Annotated in this window: 13 protein-coding genes; 4 read left to right on the top strand and 9 right to left on the bottom strand. The window is 71.9% G+C overall.

Going from position 1 to position 15,849, the window contains the following annotated elements:
- Positions 1-258: 258 nt before the first annotated feature.
- From OIC96_RS26995 to OIC96_RS26985, 3 genes are read right to left on the bottom strand one after another with little or no spacing between them, the layout of a single operon-like run.
- Complete coding sequence (locus OIC96_RS26995; RefSeq protein WP_330305372.1) at positions 259-1,155, bottom strand: acyl-CoA dehydrogenase family protein; 897 nt, start codon at positions 1,153-1,155, stop codon at positions 259-261.
- 10 nt (positions 1,156-1,165) lie between these two features.
- Positions 1,166-2,320 carry an acyl-CoA dehydrogenase family protein gene (locus OIC96_RS26990; protein WP_330305373.1) on the bottom strand — a complete coding sequence of 385 codons (1,155 nt, stop codon included), beginning with the start codon at positions 2,318-2,320 and terminating at the stop codon, positions 1,166-1,168.
- Entirely contained in the window at positions 2,320-3,507 is a 1,188-nt protein-coding gene (locus OIC96_RS26985; protein WP_330305374.1) for an amidohydrolase family protein, read from the bottom strand. Before OIC96_RS26985 ends, OIC96_RS26990 begins: the two co-directional genes overlap by 1 nt.
- Before the next feature lie 209 nt (positions 3,508-3,716).
- Here OIC96_RS26985 and OIC96_RS26980 point away from each other — a divergent pair, with 209 nt between their 5' ends.
- Positions 3,717-5,309 (top strand): class I adenylate-forming enzyme family protein, encoded by a 1,593-nt coding sequence (locus OIC96_RS26980; RefSeq protein ID WP_330305375.1) that lies wholly within the window; start codon positions 3,717-3,719, stop codon positions 5,307-5,309.
- On the opposite strand, the gene OIC96_RS26975 is transcribed toward OIC96_RS26980, so the two are convergent.
- Positions 5,293-5,805: an EF-hand domain-containing protein gene (locus OIC96_RS26975; RefSeq protein ID WP_330305376.1), complete on the bottom strand. Its 513-nt coding sequence runs from the start codon at positions 5,803-5,805 to the stop codon at positions 5,293-5,295. The two genes, OIC96_RS26980 and OIC96_RS26975, sit on opposite strands and share 17 nt — an antisense overlap.
- 229 nt (positions 5,806-6,034) lie before the next feature.
- Positions 6,035-6,418: an STAS domain-containing protein gene (locus OIC96_RS26970; RefSeq protein WP_330305377.1), complete on the bottom strand. Its 384-nt coding sequence runs from the start codon at positions 6,416-6,418 to the stop codon at positions 6,035-6,037.
- A 398-nt stretch (positions 6,419-6,816) separates the two neighbouring features.
- On the opposite strand from OIC96_RS26970, the gene OIC96_RS26965 reads away from it, so the two are divergent.
- On the top strand, positions 6,817-7,401 hold the full coding sequence (locus tag OIC96_RS26965) for a sigma-70 family RNA polymerase sigma factor (RefSeq protein WP_330305378.1): 585 nt from the start codon (positions 6,817-6,819) through the stop codon (positions 7,399-7,401).
- Positions 7,398-8,903: a zf-HC2 domain-containing protein gene (locus OIC96_RS26960; RefSeq protein ID WP_330305379.1), complete on the top strand. Its 1,506-nt coding sequence runs from the start codon at positions 7,398-7,400 to the stop codon at positions 8,901-8,903. Before OIC96_RS26965 ends, OIC96_RS26960 begins: the two co-directional genes overlap by 4 nt.
- A 272-nt stretch (positions 8,904-9,175) precedes the next feature.
- Here the strand turns inward: OIC96_RS26960 and purU are convergent, their stop codons facing one another.
- A complete protein-coding gene (gene purU, locus OIC96_RS26955; RefSeq protein ID WP_330305380.1) occupies positions 9,176-10,060 on the bottom strand; it encodes a formyltetrahydrofolate deformylase in 885 nt (294 codons plus the stop codon).
- 146 nt (positions 10,061-10,206) lie between these two features.
- Positions 10,207-10,707 carry an SCO4402 family protein gene (locus OIC96_RS26950; RefSeq protein WP_327429608.1) on the bottom strand — a complete coding sequence of 167 codons (501 nt, stop codon included), beginning with the start codon at positions 10,705-10,707 and terminating at the stop codon, positions 10,207-10,209.
- 117 nt (positions 10,708-10,824) lie between these two features.
- Between OIC96_RS26950 and OIC96_RS26945 the strand changes: the two genes are divergently transcribed.
- Positions 10,825-12,123 (top strand): ABC transporter substrate-binding protein, encoded by a 1,299-nt coding sequence (locus OIC96_RS26945; RefSeq protein WP_330305381.1) that lies wholly within the window; start codon positions 10,825-10,827, stop codon positions 12,121-12,123.
- 86 nt (positions 12,124-12,209) lie between these two features.
- Here OIC96_RS26945 and OIC96_RS26940 read toward each other — a convergent pair whose 3' ends face one another.
- Positions 12,210-14,108: a hypothetical protein gene (locus OIC96_RS26940; RefSeq protein ID WP_330305382.1), complete on the bottom strand. Its 1,899-nt coding sequence runs from the start codon at positions 14,106-14,108 to the stop codon at positions 12,210-12,212.
- Between the two features lie 349 nt (positions 14,109-14,457).
- Positions 14,458-15,843 carry a transcriptional regulator gene (locus OIC96_RS26935; RefSeq protein ID WP_330305383.1) on the bottom strand — a complete coding sequence of 462 codons (1,386 nt, stop codon included), beginning with the start codon at positions 15,841-15,843 and terminating at the stop codon, positions 14,458-14,460.
- Positions 15,844-15,849 lie beyond the last annotated feature (6 nt).

Raw genomic sequence — 15,849 nt, 5'->3', positions numbered from 1 at the left:
AGGCAGGCGCGGGGGTCCGCCCTGCCCCGCGAACGGCACGCATCGCCGGGTCCGGAGCCGCCTCAGGGGCACCTCCGGGATGGCTCAGCCTCAGAACCACTCGCATCCCACACAAGGTACCGGAGCTCGGCGCCGACTCCAGGCCGTGACAAGTCACGCGTAGGACACAACCCGATATCAACGCTCCGTAATTCCGGTATGCCACGATCCGCGACATTCACATGAGCCCTTCTCGCTCCATGCCTGCACAGAGGCCTTTCAGCCCATCCCGGCGAGGAGATCGTCGGCCAGCAGCTCGTCACTCTCCGTGTCGCCGCCCGTACGTTGCGTCCGCAGCCATGCCCTCTTGAGGAACAGATGGACCTCGGACTCCCAGGTGAAGCCCATGCCGCCGTGCACCTGGAGGCAGTCGCGGGCGCCGCGCACGGCGGCCTCGTCGGCGAGCAGCCGGGCCGCCGCGACATCCACCGGGTCGGCGGTCACAGCGGCCGCGTAGACGGCCGCACGCGCCACCTCCACCCGCACCAGCAGCTGCGCGCACAGGTGCTTCACCGCCTGGAAGGCCCCGATCGGCTGCCCGAACTGCTCCCGCGTCCGGGCGTGTTGCACGGCCAGCTCGCAGGTACGGGCGGCGGTGCCGAGCTGTTCGGCTGCCGTGAGGAGCGAGGTGAGGAGTACGGCTTCGGGGTCGGCCCCTGGCGACACGGCGGCGGGCACCCGGTGCACCGGAGTCAGCGGGTCCACCGACCTCAGCGGCTCGGCGCCGGTCGCGTCCCCTCGTACGGCGTCGGCCTGGTCCAGCCACTCCACCAGTACCCCGTCGACGGCGGTCACCACGGCCTCTCCCGTGGCCGCCCCGTCCACCGCGCCCGCCGCGAGGTGGGTCGCGATCAGCGGGCCGGGCAGCAGCACGCGGCCCGCCTCCTCGAAGGCCAGCACCGCTTCCGGGAGGCCGAGTCCGACCCCGCCGTCCGCCTCCGGCAGCCGCAGCGCGAAGAAGCCCGCCTCGCCGAGCTCTCGCCACAGCGCCCGGTCGAGGTCCGGCGACCCGGCGCCGGCGGCGGCCCGCAGCTCGTCGGGGCCGAAGCGCGCGGTCAGCAGCTCGCGCACGCCCCTCTTCAACGCCCACTGATCGTCCGTGAGTTGGAAGTCCACTTGGGAGAGCTCACCGTCCCTTCGGAAGGCCCAGGATCCGCTCGGCCACGATGTTCCGCTGGATCTGCGAGGTGCCGGCCGCGATGGTGTACGACAGGGACGACAGCCGGTCGAGGGTCCACTCCCGCCCCAGGTCGAGCGCCTCGGGGCCGAGGACCTCGGCGGCGGCGTCGTACAGCTCCTGGCGGGCGTGCGAATACCGCAGCTTGAAGACCGAGCCGCCGACGCCGGGCACTCCCCCGGTGCGTTGCGCCTCGCTGACGTTCCACTGCGTGAGCCGCCACAGCGCCCGGAACTCGGCGTTCAGCCTGCCGAGACGGCGGCGCAGTACGGCATCGTCCCAGCGGCCGTTCCCGCGCGCCTCACGGGCGATGTCGCCGAGCACGCGGCGGCAGGCGACGACCTCTCCGACGAAGGCGGTACCGCGCTCGTACGACAGGGTCACCATGGTCACCCGCCAGCCGTCGTTCTCGGCGCCGACACGGTTGGCGACCGGTATGCGCGCCTCGTCGAGGAAGACCTCGGCGAACTCGGTGGAGCCCGCGAGCGTCCGCAGCGGCCGGACGGTGATCCCCGGCGCGTCCATGGGCATCGCGAGCCAGGAGATGCCGCGGTGCTTGGGGGCGGTGGGATCCGTCCGGACCAGCAGTTCGCACCAGTCCGCGACCTCCGCGTGGGAGGTCCAGATCTTGGACCCACTCACTACGTAGTCGTCGCCGTCCCTCCACGCGCGCGTGCGCAGCGCCGCGAGGTCCGAGCCGGCGTCCGGTTCGCTGAAGCCCTGGCACCAGACCTCCTCGCCGCGCAGCACGGGCGGCAGCCAGCGCGCCCGCTGTTCGGCGCTCCCTTCGGAGGCGATGGTCGGCCCGGCGTGCAGCAGCCCGACGAAATTGGCCCCTACGTAGGGGGCGCCCGCCTTCTCCGTCTCCTCCAGGTAGATGAGGTGCTGTGTCGGGGTGGCGCCCCGGCCACCCGCGTCGACGGGCCAGTGCAGACCGGCGTACCCGGCGTCGTACAGCATCCGCTGCCAGCCGAGGTCGTACGCGCGTCTGCCCGGCCAGTCGTCCGGGGACGGCTTTGGGGGCAGCGAGGGGAGCACCTTGGCGAGCCACTCGCGCAGCCGCGCCCGGAACTCCTCCTCCTCGGTCGTGTCCGCGAGATCCACTACAGGTCCAGGTCCAGCATGCGGATCGCGTTGCCGCGCATCAGCTTGAAGACCGTCTCGTCGTCGAGGCCCTTCACATGGTCGAGGGCGACCTCCTTGGTGTGCGGGAAGGTCGAGTCGACGTGCGGGTAGTCGGTCTCGAAGGTGGCGTTGTCGCAGCCGACCACGTCCAGGGACGCCACGCCGTGCTTGTCGCGGAAGAAGCAGCAGAAGATCTGCCGGTAGTAGTACGTCGACGGGGGCTCGGGGATGAGGTCGCGGACCCCGCCCCAGGCGCGGTGCTCCTGCCAGACGTCGTCGGCGCGCTCCAGGGCGTACGGAATCCAGCCCATCTGCCCTTCGGAGTAGGCGAGTTTGAGGCGCGGGAACTTCACCAGTACCCCGCTGAACAGGAAGTCCATCATCGAGGCCATCGCGTTGTTGAAGCTGAGCGAGGCCTGTACGGCGGGCGGTGCGTCGGGCGAGGCGGCGGGCATCTGCGACGACGAGCCGATGTGCATGTTCACGACCGTGCCGGTCTCCTGGCAGATCGCGAAGAAGGGGTCCCAGTAGCCGGAGTGGATCGAGGGCAGCCCCAGATAGGTGGGGATCTCCGAGAAGGTCACGGCTTTCACGCCCCGGGCCGCGTTGCGGCGGATCTCGGCGACCGCCAGGCCGATGTCCCACAGCGGGATCAGGCACAGCGGGATCAGCCGCCCGCCGCTGTCGCCGCACCACTCCTCGACCATCCAGTCGTTGTACGCGCGCACACAGGCCAGGGCCACTTCCTTGTCGTGCGCCTCGGCGAACGTCTGCCCGCAGAAGCGCGGGAAGGTGGGGAAGCAGAGGCTGCCCTCGACGTGGTTGAGGTCCATGTCCTTGAGGCGCTCGGCCGGGTCCCAGCAGCCGGGCCGCATCTCCGCGCGCGTGATGCCCTCCAGCGTCATCTCGTCGCGGTCGAAGCCGACGGCGGCGATGTTGCGCTTGTACGGGAACTTGAGGCCCTCGTAGACCCACCAGTCGGTGGGCGGACCGTCCGGATCCATCGTGATCCGGTATTTGCCGCCCACGTAGGCGAGTTCACCGATTCCGGCGGTGAGGGGCTGCGGCCCGCGCTCGCGGTACTTCCGCGGCAGCCAGGTCTCGAAGAGGTGCGCGGGCTCGATCACATGGTCGTCGACGCTGATGATGCGGGGCAGTTCGGTCATGGTTCCCCTCCGCCTGGCGTACGTGTGCGGTGGACGTACCCGACGGGCGCGTGGCACGTGAACGGCGAACGCGTGGCACGTGAACGACGCATCTGATGGCCCGTCAGATCCCTGTTCCCAGCAGGCTAGCCCCGCGCCTATGGACCGACAAGGCGGCGAGCCCTACGCTCTGCCACGATCTGACTGTCCGTCAGTTACAGGGGGTTGAAGTGAACGACACCGCACACGCCCTGGGGTCCGCGCGCACGCTGTGGGAACTGGTCGCGCGCCGCGCCGACCTCACCCCAGACCGGCCCGTCCTCCTCCAGGACGACCGCTCCCTGAGCTTCGGCGAACTGCGCTCCCGCGCCGAGCGGGTGGCGGCGGGCCTCTACGACATGGGCGTCCGCCCCGGCACCGTGGTCGCCTGGCAGCTGCCCACCCGTATCGAGACCGCGCTGCTGTCCTTCGCGCTGGCCCGTCTCGGCGCCGTACAGTCCCCGGTCATCCCCTTCTACCGCGACCGCGAAGTCGGCTTCGCGCTACGGGAGTCCAAGGCCGAGTACTTCGCCGTACCGGGCGAGTGGCGCGGCTTCGACCACACGGCGATGGCGCGGCGGCTCGGCGCGAAGGGCGTCTTCGAGGCGTACGACAGGCTGCCGGACGGCGACCCCGCCGTGCTGCCCGCCCCGCCCTCCGAGGGCACCTCGGTCCGCTGGATCTACTGGACCTCCGGCACCACCTCCGACCCCAAGGGCGTACTGCACACGGACCGTTCACTGATCGCGGGCGGCTCGTGCCTCGCGCATGCGCTGCACCTGTCGGCCGACGACGTGGGCTCGATGGCCTTCCCGTACGCGCACATCGCCGGACCGGACTACACGGTGATGCTGCTGCTGTACGGCTTCCCGGCCGTGATGTTCGAGCACTTCGCGCTGCCCGCCGCCCTGGACGGCTACCGCAGGCACGGGGTGACGGTGGCGGGCGGCTCCACGGCCTTCTACTCGATGTTCCTCGCCGAGCAGCGCAAGCAGCCCGGGAAGCCGGTCATTCCGACGCTGCGGCTGCTCGCGGGCGGCGGGGCCCCGAAGCCGCCCGAGGTCTACCACTGCGTCGTACGGGAGATGGGGGTGCAGCTCACCCACGGGTACGGGATGACCGAGGTCCCGATGATCACGATGGGGGCGCCGGACGACACGGCCGAGAACCTGGCGACGACGGAGGGCAGGCCGCCCGAGGGCATGGAGATACGGGTCGTGGACGGGAAGGGCGCGGCTCGGCCGTACGGCGTCGACGGGGAGGTACGGCTGCGGGGCGAGGCCGTCTGCCAGGGGTACCTGGACCCCGGGCAGACCGCCGCGGCCTTCGACGCGGACGGGTTCCTGATCACCGGAGACGTCGGGCATCTGACGGAGAGCGGGCATCTCGTCCTGACCGGGCGCCTGAAGGACATCATCATCCGCAAGGGCGAGAACATCTCCGCCAAGGAGATCGAGGACCTGCTGCACCAGCACCCGGCCGTCGGCGATGTCGCCGTGATCGGGCTGCCGGACGCCGAGCGCGGGGAACGGGTCTGTGCCGTGATCGAGGCGGCGGAACAGCCGCCGGGGGCCGGGCGGTTGACCCTGGACGCCGTCGTCTCGTATCTGCGCGCGGAAGGGCTGTCCGTGCACAAGCTGCCGGAGCAGTTGGAGGTGGTGGACGCCCTTCCGCGGAACGAGACGCTGCGGAAGGTACTCAAGTACAAGCTGCGCGAACGGTTTTCGGGGCGACCCGGGACCGCTCAGGACGCGCGGCCGTCGGGTCCTACTCCGGCACCGTGAAGTAGCGGGCGAACGCGCTCACGACCTCCGCCTCGCCGACCCGGCCGTCGGAGTCCGTGTCGAGGGCGCCGGCCGCGACGGCGGCGATGTCATCGCTCACGCCAAGGGCCTTGAGGACGCGCGTGGCCTCCTCGACCGTGGCCGCGCCGTCCCCGTCGGTGTCCGCGACGGCGAGGGCGGCGTGCAGGAAGGGGCGGGCGATCTCGGCGAACCGGTCGGGGTTGTCGTGCAGCCGCTTCACCGCGCCGCTGACGAACTCCTCGCGGGTGATCCGCTGGTCGCCGTCCCGGTCCGCTATCCCGGCCATGCCCTGCCAGAACGCCTCGGCGCCGACATACAGGGCCTGGCCCTTGTCGGAGCGGGCCGTCGTACCGAACTCGGTGAGGACCGCCTTGGTCGCGGCGTTGAAGTCCTCCCGGTCGATGTAGCCGTTGCCGTCCTGGTCGAAGCCGGCGAACCGGGCGGCAATCCTGCGCTCGTACTCGGTGCTGACCATGGTGTGTTCGGACCGCCTTACATCTCAGCCGGACTCTCAGCCGGACTGGGGTTCATCTGGGACGGAGCGTACGACGCCGGGACCACCGCGGGAGCGGGAAAACGACGGTTGTACCAAGACTGCGGGAATTCTGGGACAACCGTGTGGCCGTGTGTCGCGGGACGAGTGAGGGGAGTCACGCCGGCAGGGGACGCGCGGGGAGACAGGGCGCATCACGCCGACAGGAGCATCACGCGGACAGCGGGCTCGACTCCTCGCCGACGGCCGTGGCGACGTCCGGGTACACGTCGAAGAGGCGGCGGACGCCGAGGGCCGCGAGAACGCGGTTGACGTGGGAGCCGTCGGTCGCGCCCCGGGCGGGCAGGATCAGCCGCAGCCGGCCCTGGCAGGAGCGGATGAGACGGCGGGTGGCGATGAGCACGCCGACGCCGCTGGAATCGCAGAAGAAGACCTCGGAGAGGTCGAGCACGAGACTGCGGCGGCCGTCGGCCACCGCGTCGTGCACCCGTTGGCGCAGCACCGGTGACGTCACGAGGTCCAGCTCGCCCGACACCCGCAACACGGCCCACTCGCCCTCTTCGCCGTCTTGGCCCTCGGTCACCTTGAGCGTCACCGCAACGCCTCTCGCTCGCCTCGCCCACCGAAAACGGAAGCCGTTCCTTCGCTTCCCTTCAGCGCGGCTGCCCCGCCCTCGTTCCATGAAACACCGGTCCGCGAACGAAGAAACGCCGGTCTACGGTCGAAAATGCAGGGCGAGCGAGCTATTTCGGACGTGAACGGTCTGGTTCGATCGGATTCGAGGGGGAAGACGGTTGGCTTCTACCATTCTCGGCCTGTCCAGGGGCGCACATTGACGCAAAGGGGCGTGCGCTGTCGGACGTGCCGACTACATTCGAGGCAGTGGTGCACACAGGCTGGACAGCAGCAGCGCACACGCACCGAACACAGGGGCAGCAGACAGCGACAGAGGCAGGGACAGGCGCCGGGCACGAGCAGGGGTGAGGGGGCCGCATGGCGAAGAGGGACGCACCGCCCCGCTGGGACCGCAGGATGCAGCAGCGGCTCGCACGCGGGGAGGCGGCGGCGCTCGGTGAGCTCTACGACCGGTTCGCTTCGCTCGTGCACGGCCTCGCCCACCGCGTGCTCGGCGACGAGCGGGCCGCCGACCGCATCACCCGCGAGGTGTTCGCCCATGTCTGGGAGAACCCCGACGCCTACGACCCCAAGCAGGGCCCGATGCGTTCCTGGGTCGCCGCACTGACCCACCGCCTCGCCGTGCAGCGGCTGCGCGCGACCGAGACCGCCGCACTCGCCCTGGGCGGCGGGGGCACCACCGAGGAGCTGGAGCGCAAGGTGCGCAGCGCCTCCGTCGCCGCCCGCGCGGACTACATCGTCACGTCCATGCCCGCCCCGCTGCGCGCCGCCCTGGAGCTCGCGTACTTCCAGCGCCGCGACTACCGCCAGGCCGCCGCCGACCTCGGCGTCACCGAGGACGAGGCCCGCCGCCGGCTCCGCCTCGGCCTCCAGCTCCTGTCCACCGCCCACGACACCGGGCCCTCCGGCGCACCGCCCGAATACGGGGGTGGTGAGCGGTGAACGGAGGAACGGACCGGTTCGAGGCGTTCGACGAGCACGACGGGCGCCAAGGACATGAGGGACGTCAAGGGCCTGAAGGTCATGAAGGTCATGAGGAGGAGGAGCGCGGTGCGTACGAGGGGCGCGCGGGCGCCGGAGGCGGCGTAGGGCCGGACGGGGCCGCCGCGGCAGCCGGTGGTGGGCCCGCGGGACCCCAGGGACCCGGCCAACCCGGCGGGCCCGCTCACGGCGGCGGTGAGGAGCCGGAGTCGGGGACACCCCCGCGCATACCGCTGCCGCGTACGTCCGTCGAGGACACCGGGCTGCCGCTGCCCGAACCGGCCGCCGCTCGCGAACCGGCGCCGCTCGTCCTGGAGCACCGGGTACTGAAGTCGCTGCTCGGCGCGTGGGCGCTGGCCGCCTGCTCGCCGGAGGAGACGGCGGCCGTCGAGGAACACCTCGGGGAGTGCGGTTCCTGCGCGGACGAGGCGCTGCGGCTGCGCGAGGCGGTCGGGCTGCTGCACCCGGCCGAGAGCCTCGACCTCGACCCGACGCTGCGCACCCGCGTCCTGGAGGGCTGCCTCGGCCGGCGCCCGCCGCGGATTCCGGTGCCCGATTGGGCCGCTGCGTACGACGCGGAGACCGCCCGGCTCGACGCGCTGCTGCAGGACATCGGCGGCGCCGAGTGGCATGCGCCCGTGCGGCTGCGGTGGTTCGACGGCGACGGGCCGGTGAGCCGCCGTACGACGGTCGCCGGGGTCATCGCCCATCTGCTGAGCGTCGACGGTCTGGTCGCCGTCGCACTGGGCCTGGAGGACCCGCTCGGCCCGACCGGCTCGCCCGCCGGGGAACCGACCCCCGAGGGCCGCACCGAGGCGTTCTGGGGTGCCTCGCACTTCCCGCCGACCCGGTCCGTACGGCTGCCTTGGCGGGAGCAGAGCCACAACATCGTCCGTACGGTGTCGTTCACGGGAGCGAGCACCTCCCAGGCGGGCGGAGCCGCCGGGGGCGAGGGAGGGTCCGGCCGGCTCACCGTGCCGTACGGCGGGTTCCAGCTGCCGCTCAGGGACTCGATGCTGGACCGGGCCTTCGAGTGCTGGGTACACGCGGGCGACATCGCGGACGCCGTGGACTACCCCTACGAGCCGCCCGCCCCACGCCACCTCCACCGCATGATCGACCTCGCGGCCCGGATGCTGCCCGCGTCGCTCGCCGAGCGCCGCCGGGCGGGGCTGTCGCCCGCGCCGGCCGGCCATCATCTCGTCGCCGCGGGGGCGCCTGGGCGGAGCCTGCGCCTTGAGATCGAGGGGTCCGGGGGTGGCGAGTGGCTGATTCCCCTCGACTCCCCCGGAGCGGTGGGCTCCGCCGAGCGGGAGGTTGCCCATGTCGCGCTGGACGGTGTCGAGTTCTGCCGCCTGGCAGCGGGGCATGTGTCACCCGAGGAGGCTGCCGCGGGGCAGGACGGGGACCGGGGGGCGATCAGGGATGTGCTGTTCGCCGCGGCGTCGTTGAGCCGGATGTAGGGGGGCGCCGGCGGTTTTTCGCCCCCGCCGCCCCTACCCGTCCCATCCCGTTCCTGGGGCTCCGCCCCAGACCCCGTGGGCTGGTTCTTTGGCTGCGGTGGGTGGGGGCTGGTCCAAAAGATTGCGCAGTTCCCCGCGCCCCTTTTAAGGGGCGCGGGGAACTGCGCGAGCAACCCCCACCGGCCCGCAGCCGACATACAAACCCAGGGGGTCTGGGGGCGCAGCCCCCAGGAACGGGATGGGACGGGTAGGGGCGGCGGGGGCGAAAAACGCTACGCGAAGATGACCGTGCGGCGGCCGTTCAGGAGGATGCGGCGCTCCGCATGCCACTTCACCGCCCGCGCCAGCGCCTGGCACTCCACGTCCCGCCCGATGGCGACCAGCTGGTCGGGAGTCACCCCGTGGCCGACACGTTCGACCTCCTGCTCGATGATCGGCCCCTCGTCGAGGTCGGCCGTCACATAGTGCGCGGTGGCCCCGATCAGCTTCACACCCCGCGCATGCGCCTGGTGATACGGCTTCGCACCCTTGAAGCTCGGCAGGAAGGAGTGGTGGATGTTGATGATCCGGCCACTGAGCTGCTTGCACAGGTCGTCGGAGAGGACCTGCATATAGCGGGCGAGGACGACCAGTTCGACGTTCTCCTCGCGAACCAGCTCCAGCAGCTCCGACTCGGCCTCCGCCTTCGTATCCTTCGTCACCGGGATATGGCGGAACGGAATGTCGTACGAACCCACCAGCTCGGCAAAGTCCGTGTGGTTGGAGACCACGGCGGCGATTTCCACCGGCAGCGCACCGATCCGCGCCCGGAAGAGCAGGTCGTTCAGGCAGTGGCCGAACTTGCTGACCATGAGGACGATCCGCATCTTGTCCTCGACCCGGTTGAGCTGCCAGTCCATGTGGAAGGAGTCACCGATCGCCGCGAAGCTCGCGCGCAGCTTCTCCACGGTCACCGGCGCCGCCGCCGAGAAGTGGACCCGCATGAAGAACAGACCCGTGTCGTGGTCGCCGAACTGCTGACTGTCCTCGATGTTGCAGCCGGTCATGAAGAGGTAGCTCGACACGGCGTGCACGATGCCCGGCTTGTCCGGGCACGAGATGGTCAGGACGTACTGCTCGGCGGCGGGTGCGGCCCCGCGGACGGACTGCTCATTCATGCAGGACAGGTTCCCATACCGGGCGCCTGGGGCGGGCGACCGTCCCGACACCCGGACGCCCTCCGAGAAGTCCCCCGCGCCGGGGTGCGCCGACCCGAGCCGACGCACACGCCCACGTACGCCGACCTACGCCGACCTACGCCGACCTACGCCGACCGCGTCAGGATCCGCAGTACCTCAAGCGTGCGCGGCTGGGCGTCGGGATCCTCCCCGTCGCTCACCGCGAGCCGTACGTGCGCGTCACGCGCGGCGCGGACGGCCTCCGGCCACGCGGGGTGGTCGAGGTACGCGGAGACCGGCGCGTCGGGCCCGACCTGGTGCATGATCCGCAGGACGCGCAGCACGGCGGTGTCGACGAGGGCCGCCTCCTGGGAGTCCCGGAAGATCGTGCCGACGTATTTCTCGGCCGACCAGTTGTCCAGCCAGGTGTCCTCGACCAGGCGGTACACGGCGTCGGTGACGTCCCCGTACCCGTCGACGCCCGCGAGCCAGACGCCCCGCTGGAAGTCTGTGTCGGAAAGCATGTGCAGCGCGGAGCGCACATTGCTGCGCCAGCGCCACCACGGCATGTCGTTCAGTGGCATGCCGCCCATGGTGGATGAGCGACGCCCGCGACGGGAAGAGTTCTCCGAACCTTGCACGGTCACCGATCGTACGTTCCCGTCGAAAATCCGATCATCGACCCCCGCAATTCACCTCTGCGTCACCTTTCGTTGACCAACGGTCACTCCACGGTTAGCGATGTGACGGAATCGTGCGTGTCCATGACCGGCAGGCGACGCACACGCACGAGCTCACCCGTCCTCCCCCGGCCCGTCAAGGCCACGTTGCTGTCCGCGGGCGCGCTGGTCGCGTGTGCGTCGATCGCGGTCGGATGCGGGGTCATCCCTGGTGCCACGGGGGGCTCCGGGGACGACCCCGTCACCGTCATGACCTGGGCACCCGAGAAGACCGCCGCGACCAACAAGCCCGGCATGCCCGCGATGGCCAAGGCCTACGCCCGCTGGATCAACGCCCAGGGCGGCATCAACGGCCACCAGCTCAAGGTCATCACCTGCAACGACCACAACGACTTCGTGGACGCCGCGAAGTGCGCCCAGCAGGCGGTCGACGAGAAGGTCGTCGCCGTCGTCGGCTCCTACAGCCAGCACGGCCGCTCGTTCCTCACCCCGCTGGAAAGCGCGGGTATCCCGTACATCGGCGGCTACGGCGTCACCAACGACGAGTTCACCAGTCCCCTCTCCTACCCCGTCAACGGTGGCGAGCCCGCGCTGCTGGCCGGCCTCGGCGAACAGCTCGGCAAGAGCTGCGGCCCGGTCGCGCTCGCCCGCCCCGACACCGCCGCCGGCGACCAGCTTCCGGTGCTGCTCGACTCCGGCCTGAAGTCGGAGGGCCACGCGTCCGCTTCGGACCAGCGGGCCGCCGAGGACGCGACCGAGTACTCGCGGCAGACGCGGCAGGTGCTCGAGCGCGCGACCACCGACCCGCTGAAGCGGGGCTGCGTGGTGCCCGCGCTCGGCGACCGCACCGACACGTTCATGGACTCCTTCCGGCGCGACCGCGAGAACTACCCGGCGGTGCGCATGGGCACCGTCCTCGGCAGCATCGACCAGTCGCAGATCGACGCCACCGGCGGCAAGTCGAGCCCGTACGAGGGCTCGTACGTCACCAGCTGGTACCCGAACGCGAGCGACCCCCGCTGGGACACCATGCGCAAGGTGATCAAGGAGCAGGCGTTCGGCGACAACCGGATCGACCCCGCTGACGCCGGAGTGCAGACCACCTGGATCGCGTACACCGTGCTGAAGGCGGCCATCGAGTCGCTCGGCGGCGGCGAAGTGTCCGCGCGGACGATCCAGCGCGCCCTCGACGACGGCCTCAAGGTGACCACGGGCGGGCTCACCCCAACGCTCAGCTGGCGTTTCGAGGATCTGATCGCGGCCGTCGACTTCCCGCGCCTCATCAACGCCGACGTCACCTTCCAGCTCGTACGCCAGGGTCAGCTGGTGTCGGCGCGGCGCGGGTTCGTCAATGTGTCGAAGAGTCTGGAGAACGCGGACTGAGGACCCTCAGGGCCCTGAGCCCTTGGGGCCTTGCGGCCCTCAAGGGTTCAGTGACGGTCGACGGTTCAGAGGGTTTCAGCGACGGTTCAGAGCTGGGTCCGCGCCCGCTGCGTCAGGCCGTACTTCGACGCGATGGAGTTCCACAGCTTCGCGGCCTTCTCCTTCTCCGTGGACGCGGTGCCGCTGGCCCGGTCGCCCGCCTGCTTCTGCCCGGTGGTGCGGGCCTGGCCCTTCCGGCAGCCCTTCTTGCCGGCGGCCTGGTCGGCCCACGCGGCGTAATGGTTGTCGGCCGACGCGGAGGCCTTCCAGCCGTTGGTGAGCGCGGTGGTCAGCTGGGCGTGGTTCGGGAGCTTGTCGACGGGGAGGGAGGCGAGCCGGGTGACCAGCTCGCCTCGCTGCTTGGCCGCGTCCCGCAGATCACTGGCCGCCTGGTCCAGGTTGTCGCACGTCTTCACGTTCCCCACGGCGTTGATCACCGCGTCGCGGCTGTTGCTGCTGTCCGCCAGGAGCTTGTCCAGCTCGACGGCCTGCGCCTTGGCCGGGTCGGTGGACGGCGACGCCGAGTCCTGGGTCGTGGGGGCCGTCGCCGACACGGTCTTGCTCTTGTCGTCCTTGCTGCCGGTGTCGCCGCCGCCGCTGAGCAGGGCGCCGGCGCCGATGCCGAGCACGGCGATGCCGATGCCGACGGCCGCGATCACCGGGACACGCGACCGGCCGCTGCCTCCGCGTCCGCCACCACCGTCACCGTCGGACGCTCCGCCGCGCCGTGCGGCGGCCCGGCCCCCCGGCGCGCCGGGGGCGTGCGCCCCGTACGGAGCCTGCGCGCCGTATGCGCCGGGCGCGCCCTGTGAGGGCTGGGCCCCGTACGGGGCCTGCGCGCCGTACGGGGGCTCCTGCGCCGACGGGTCGAAGCGCGGCATCTGCTGCGTCGACGCGGGCCCCTCCGGCTCGCTGCGGAACAGGCTGTCGAACTCCGCCGGGGGCTGCCGGTCCTCCGGCGCGCCCGGGCGTATCCCATACGGCGCGCCGGCCGGCTGCGGAGGCACGGGAGCGATGTACTGCGTGGCCTCGGCGTCCGGGTGCGCGGCGGCGGGCAGCGGCCCGGCGGCACCACCCTGCGGCGCCTGCCCCAGGAACTGCGTCGCCTCCGCCGACACCTCGGGCGGCAGCGCACCCGGGCCCACCGGCGGGATGTACTGAGTGGCCCCCTCGTCCACCGTGGCGGCGACGGGCGGGATGTACTGCGTCGCCCCCTCGTCGGCGCCCGGGGCGGGCGGGATGTACGGGATGTACTGGGTCGCGCCGTCCTCGGCGGGCGGCAGCGGCAGCCCCGCACTCACGGGCGGCAGCGGCGTCGGCTGCGCGGCCGGCGGCAGGGAGTGCGAGGGGGCCGACGGTCCGGCGGCGCCGTACGGATCCGGCGCGGCCTGCGGGAGGGCGTTCCCGGCGTGCGGGGGCTGCGCCCCCTGCTGGTCCGGGGCGCCGTACCCGCCGTACGCGCCCCCCGCGTGCGTGCCGTGCGCCTCCGGCGCGAAACCGTTCTGCGCGCCGTACGACGGTCCCTGCGCGCCCTCGGGCGGCAGTGGCCCGGCGCCGGGCGCCGCCTGCGGCGCGAAGCCCTGCGGCTGCTGAGCCCCGTGCGGGCCCGTCTGCTGCTGGTACCCGTTCGCGTCGGGCTGCTGCTGGGGCGCCCAGCCCTGGGAGGCGTCGGGAGCGCCCCACTCCGGGGCGGTGGACCGGGGCGGCTCAGCGGCCCCCCAGGTCTGGGTTCCGTCCACCGGCGCTCCCCAGCCCTGGTCGGGCTGCGGGGCGGGGGCGGCCGGCTGGTCGGGTCCCCACGGCTGGCCCCAGGCCTGACCGCCCGCCGGGGTCGTACGGTCGCCCGTCATACCCGGCAGCAGGGGCTCGCCACCGTCGGAAGGCAGCACGATGCCTTCGCGCGCGGGTCGCGCCGAGGGCTCCTCGCCCTGTCCACTCTGCGTCACCGGGACTCCTACGAATGGGGGACCTTCGGAATCGTCGGCCCACGCTACCGGGTCCCCACAACCCGGTGCCACGCAGCACAGGGCGTGACCCCCGCACCCTGTGACACGGGTAACGAAACCGCCCCCTTGTGCGCTGTATCCGTCCCCCCTCACTCCCGGCGCCCACGTTTCCCCAGCGTTCACGCCCGCGCACGCCATACGTTCATGGACGCCCGCGCCAGACGCTCACGCCCAGCGCCCACAGCGGACGCTCACGCCGGGCGCCGGCACTCCCCGTTCAAGCGGGGCGCCCGTGCCCCGATCGTGCGAGGGGCGCGCACGTCATACGCGTACGCCCCTCGCCCTGCGTTCACGCCGCCGCCTGCAAATCCAGCCGCGCCCCGAACTCCCGTACCACCGGCTCGTCCCGGTACGGCTCGAGCCGCTGCTGGAAGTCGTCGAGGTACTCGGCGCCGCGGTTGGAACGGAGGGTGCTCAGCAACTCCACCGCGCGCAGGCCCGTGTGGCAGGCCTGTTCCACCTCGCGCTGCTGGACCTGCGCCGTGGCGAGCAGCACGAAGCCGATCGCGCGGCGGCGGGCCCGCGACTCGGGGAGCCCGGCGAGGGACTCCTCCGCACACCGCGCGGCGGCCTCCGCCTGTCCCAGGTCCCGGTGGCAGTGCGCCAGCTCGTCGGCCAGATAGGCCTCGTCGAAGTGCGCGATCCACGCCGGGTCGTCCCCGGAGGCCGGGTCGGCCGACTCCAGGGCGCCGACCGCGCGCCCGGACGCCAGCTGGGCGGCGCGCGCGTCGCCCATCAGCGCGTGCCCGCGCGCCTCCGCGGCGTAGAACATCGACTCCGCGCGCGGAGTCACACGCCCGCGCGCGCCCTCCTGCGCCGCGCGCGCCAGCTGCGCGATCTCGCGCGGGTTGCCGAGCTGGGCCGCCAGGTGGCTCATGGACGCGGCGAGCACATAGCCGCCGTAGCCACGGTCACCGGCCGCCTGCGCGAGCCGCAGCGCCTGGATGTAGTACCGCTGGGCGAGCCCCGGCTGGCCGGTGTCGATGGCCATGTAGCCGGCGAGTTCCGTCAACCGCGATACGGCGGCGAACAGTTCACGCCCGACCGCCTCCCGGTAGGAGCCCGCGAGCAGCCCGGAGACCACGCTGTTGAGGTAGTGCACGACGACCGGGCGTACGTGCCCGCTGCCGTACTGGTGGTCCAGGTCGGTGAGTGCCTGGGTCATCGCGCGGACCGCCGCGACGTCCGAGAGCCCGACGCGCGGGCCCGCCGAACGCGCCACCTGCGAGTCCGGCGCGGAGATCAGCCAGTCGCGGCTCGGCTCCACGAGCGCGGAGGCGGCGACGGAGGAGCCGGACAGGAAGTCCCGGCGCCCCACATCGCTGCGCCACAGCTCGCAGACCTGCTCGATGGCCCCCAGTACGGTCGGCGAGAACTGGAGACCGACGCCGGACGCGAGGTTCTTGCCGTTGGCCATGCCGATCTCGTCGATCGTGACCGTACGGCCCAGCTTGCGGCCCAGTGCCTCGGCGATGATGGCCGGAGCCCGTCCGCGTGGCTGCTGTCCGCGCAGCCAGCGCGCCACGGACGTCTTGTCGTAGCGCAGATCGAGACCGTGCTCCGCGCCGCACATGTTGACCCGGCGGGCCAGCCCGGCGTTGGAACAGCCCGCTTCCTGGATGAGCGCCTGCAACCGCTCGTTCGGCTGCCTGGCGACGAGAGGCCTTGCGGCCATGGCGTA

The organism is Streptomyces sp. NBC_00775, from assembly GCF_036347135.1.
Taxonomy (GTDB): Bacteria; Actinomycetota; Actinomycetes; order Streptomycetales; family Streptomycetaceae; genus Streptomyces; species Streptomyces lutosisoli.
Note: the sequence above shows the minus strand (reverse complement) of the source record. Positions and strands in the feature narration are given on the sequence as shown.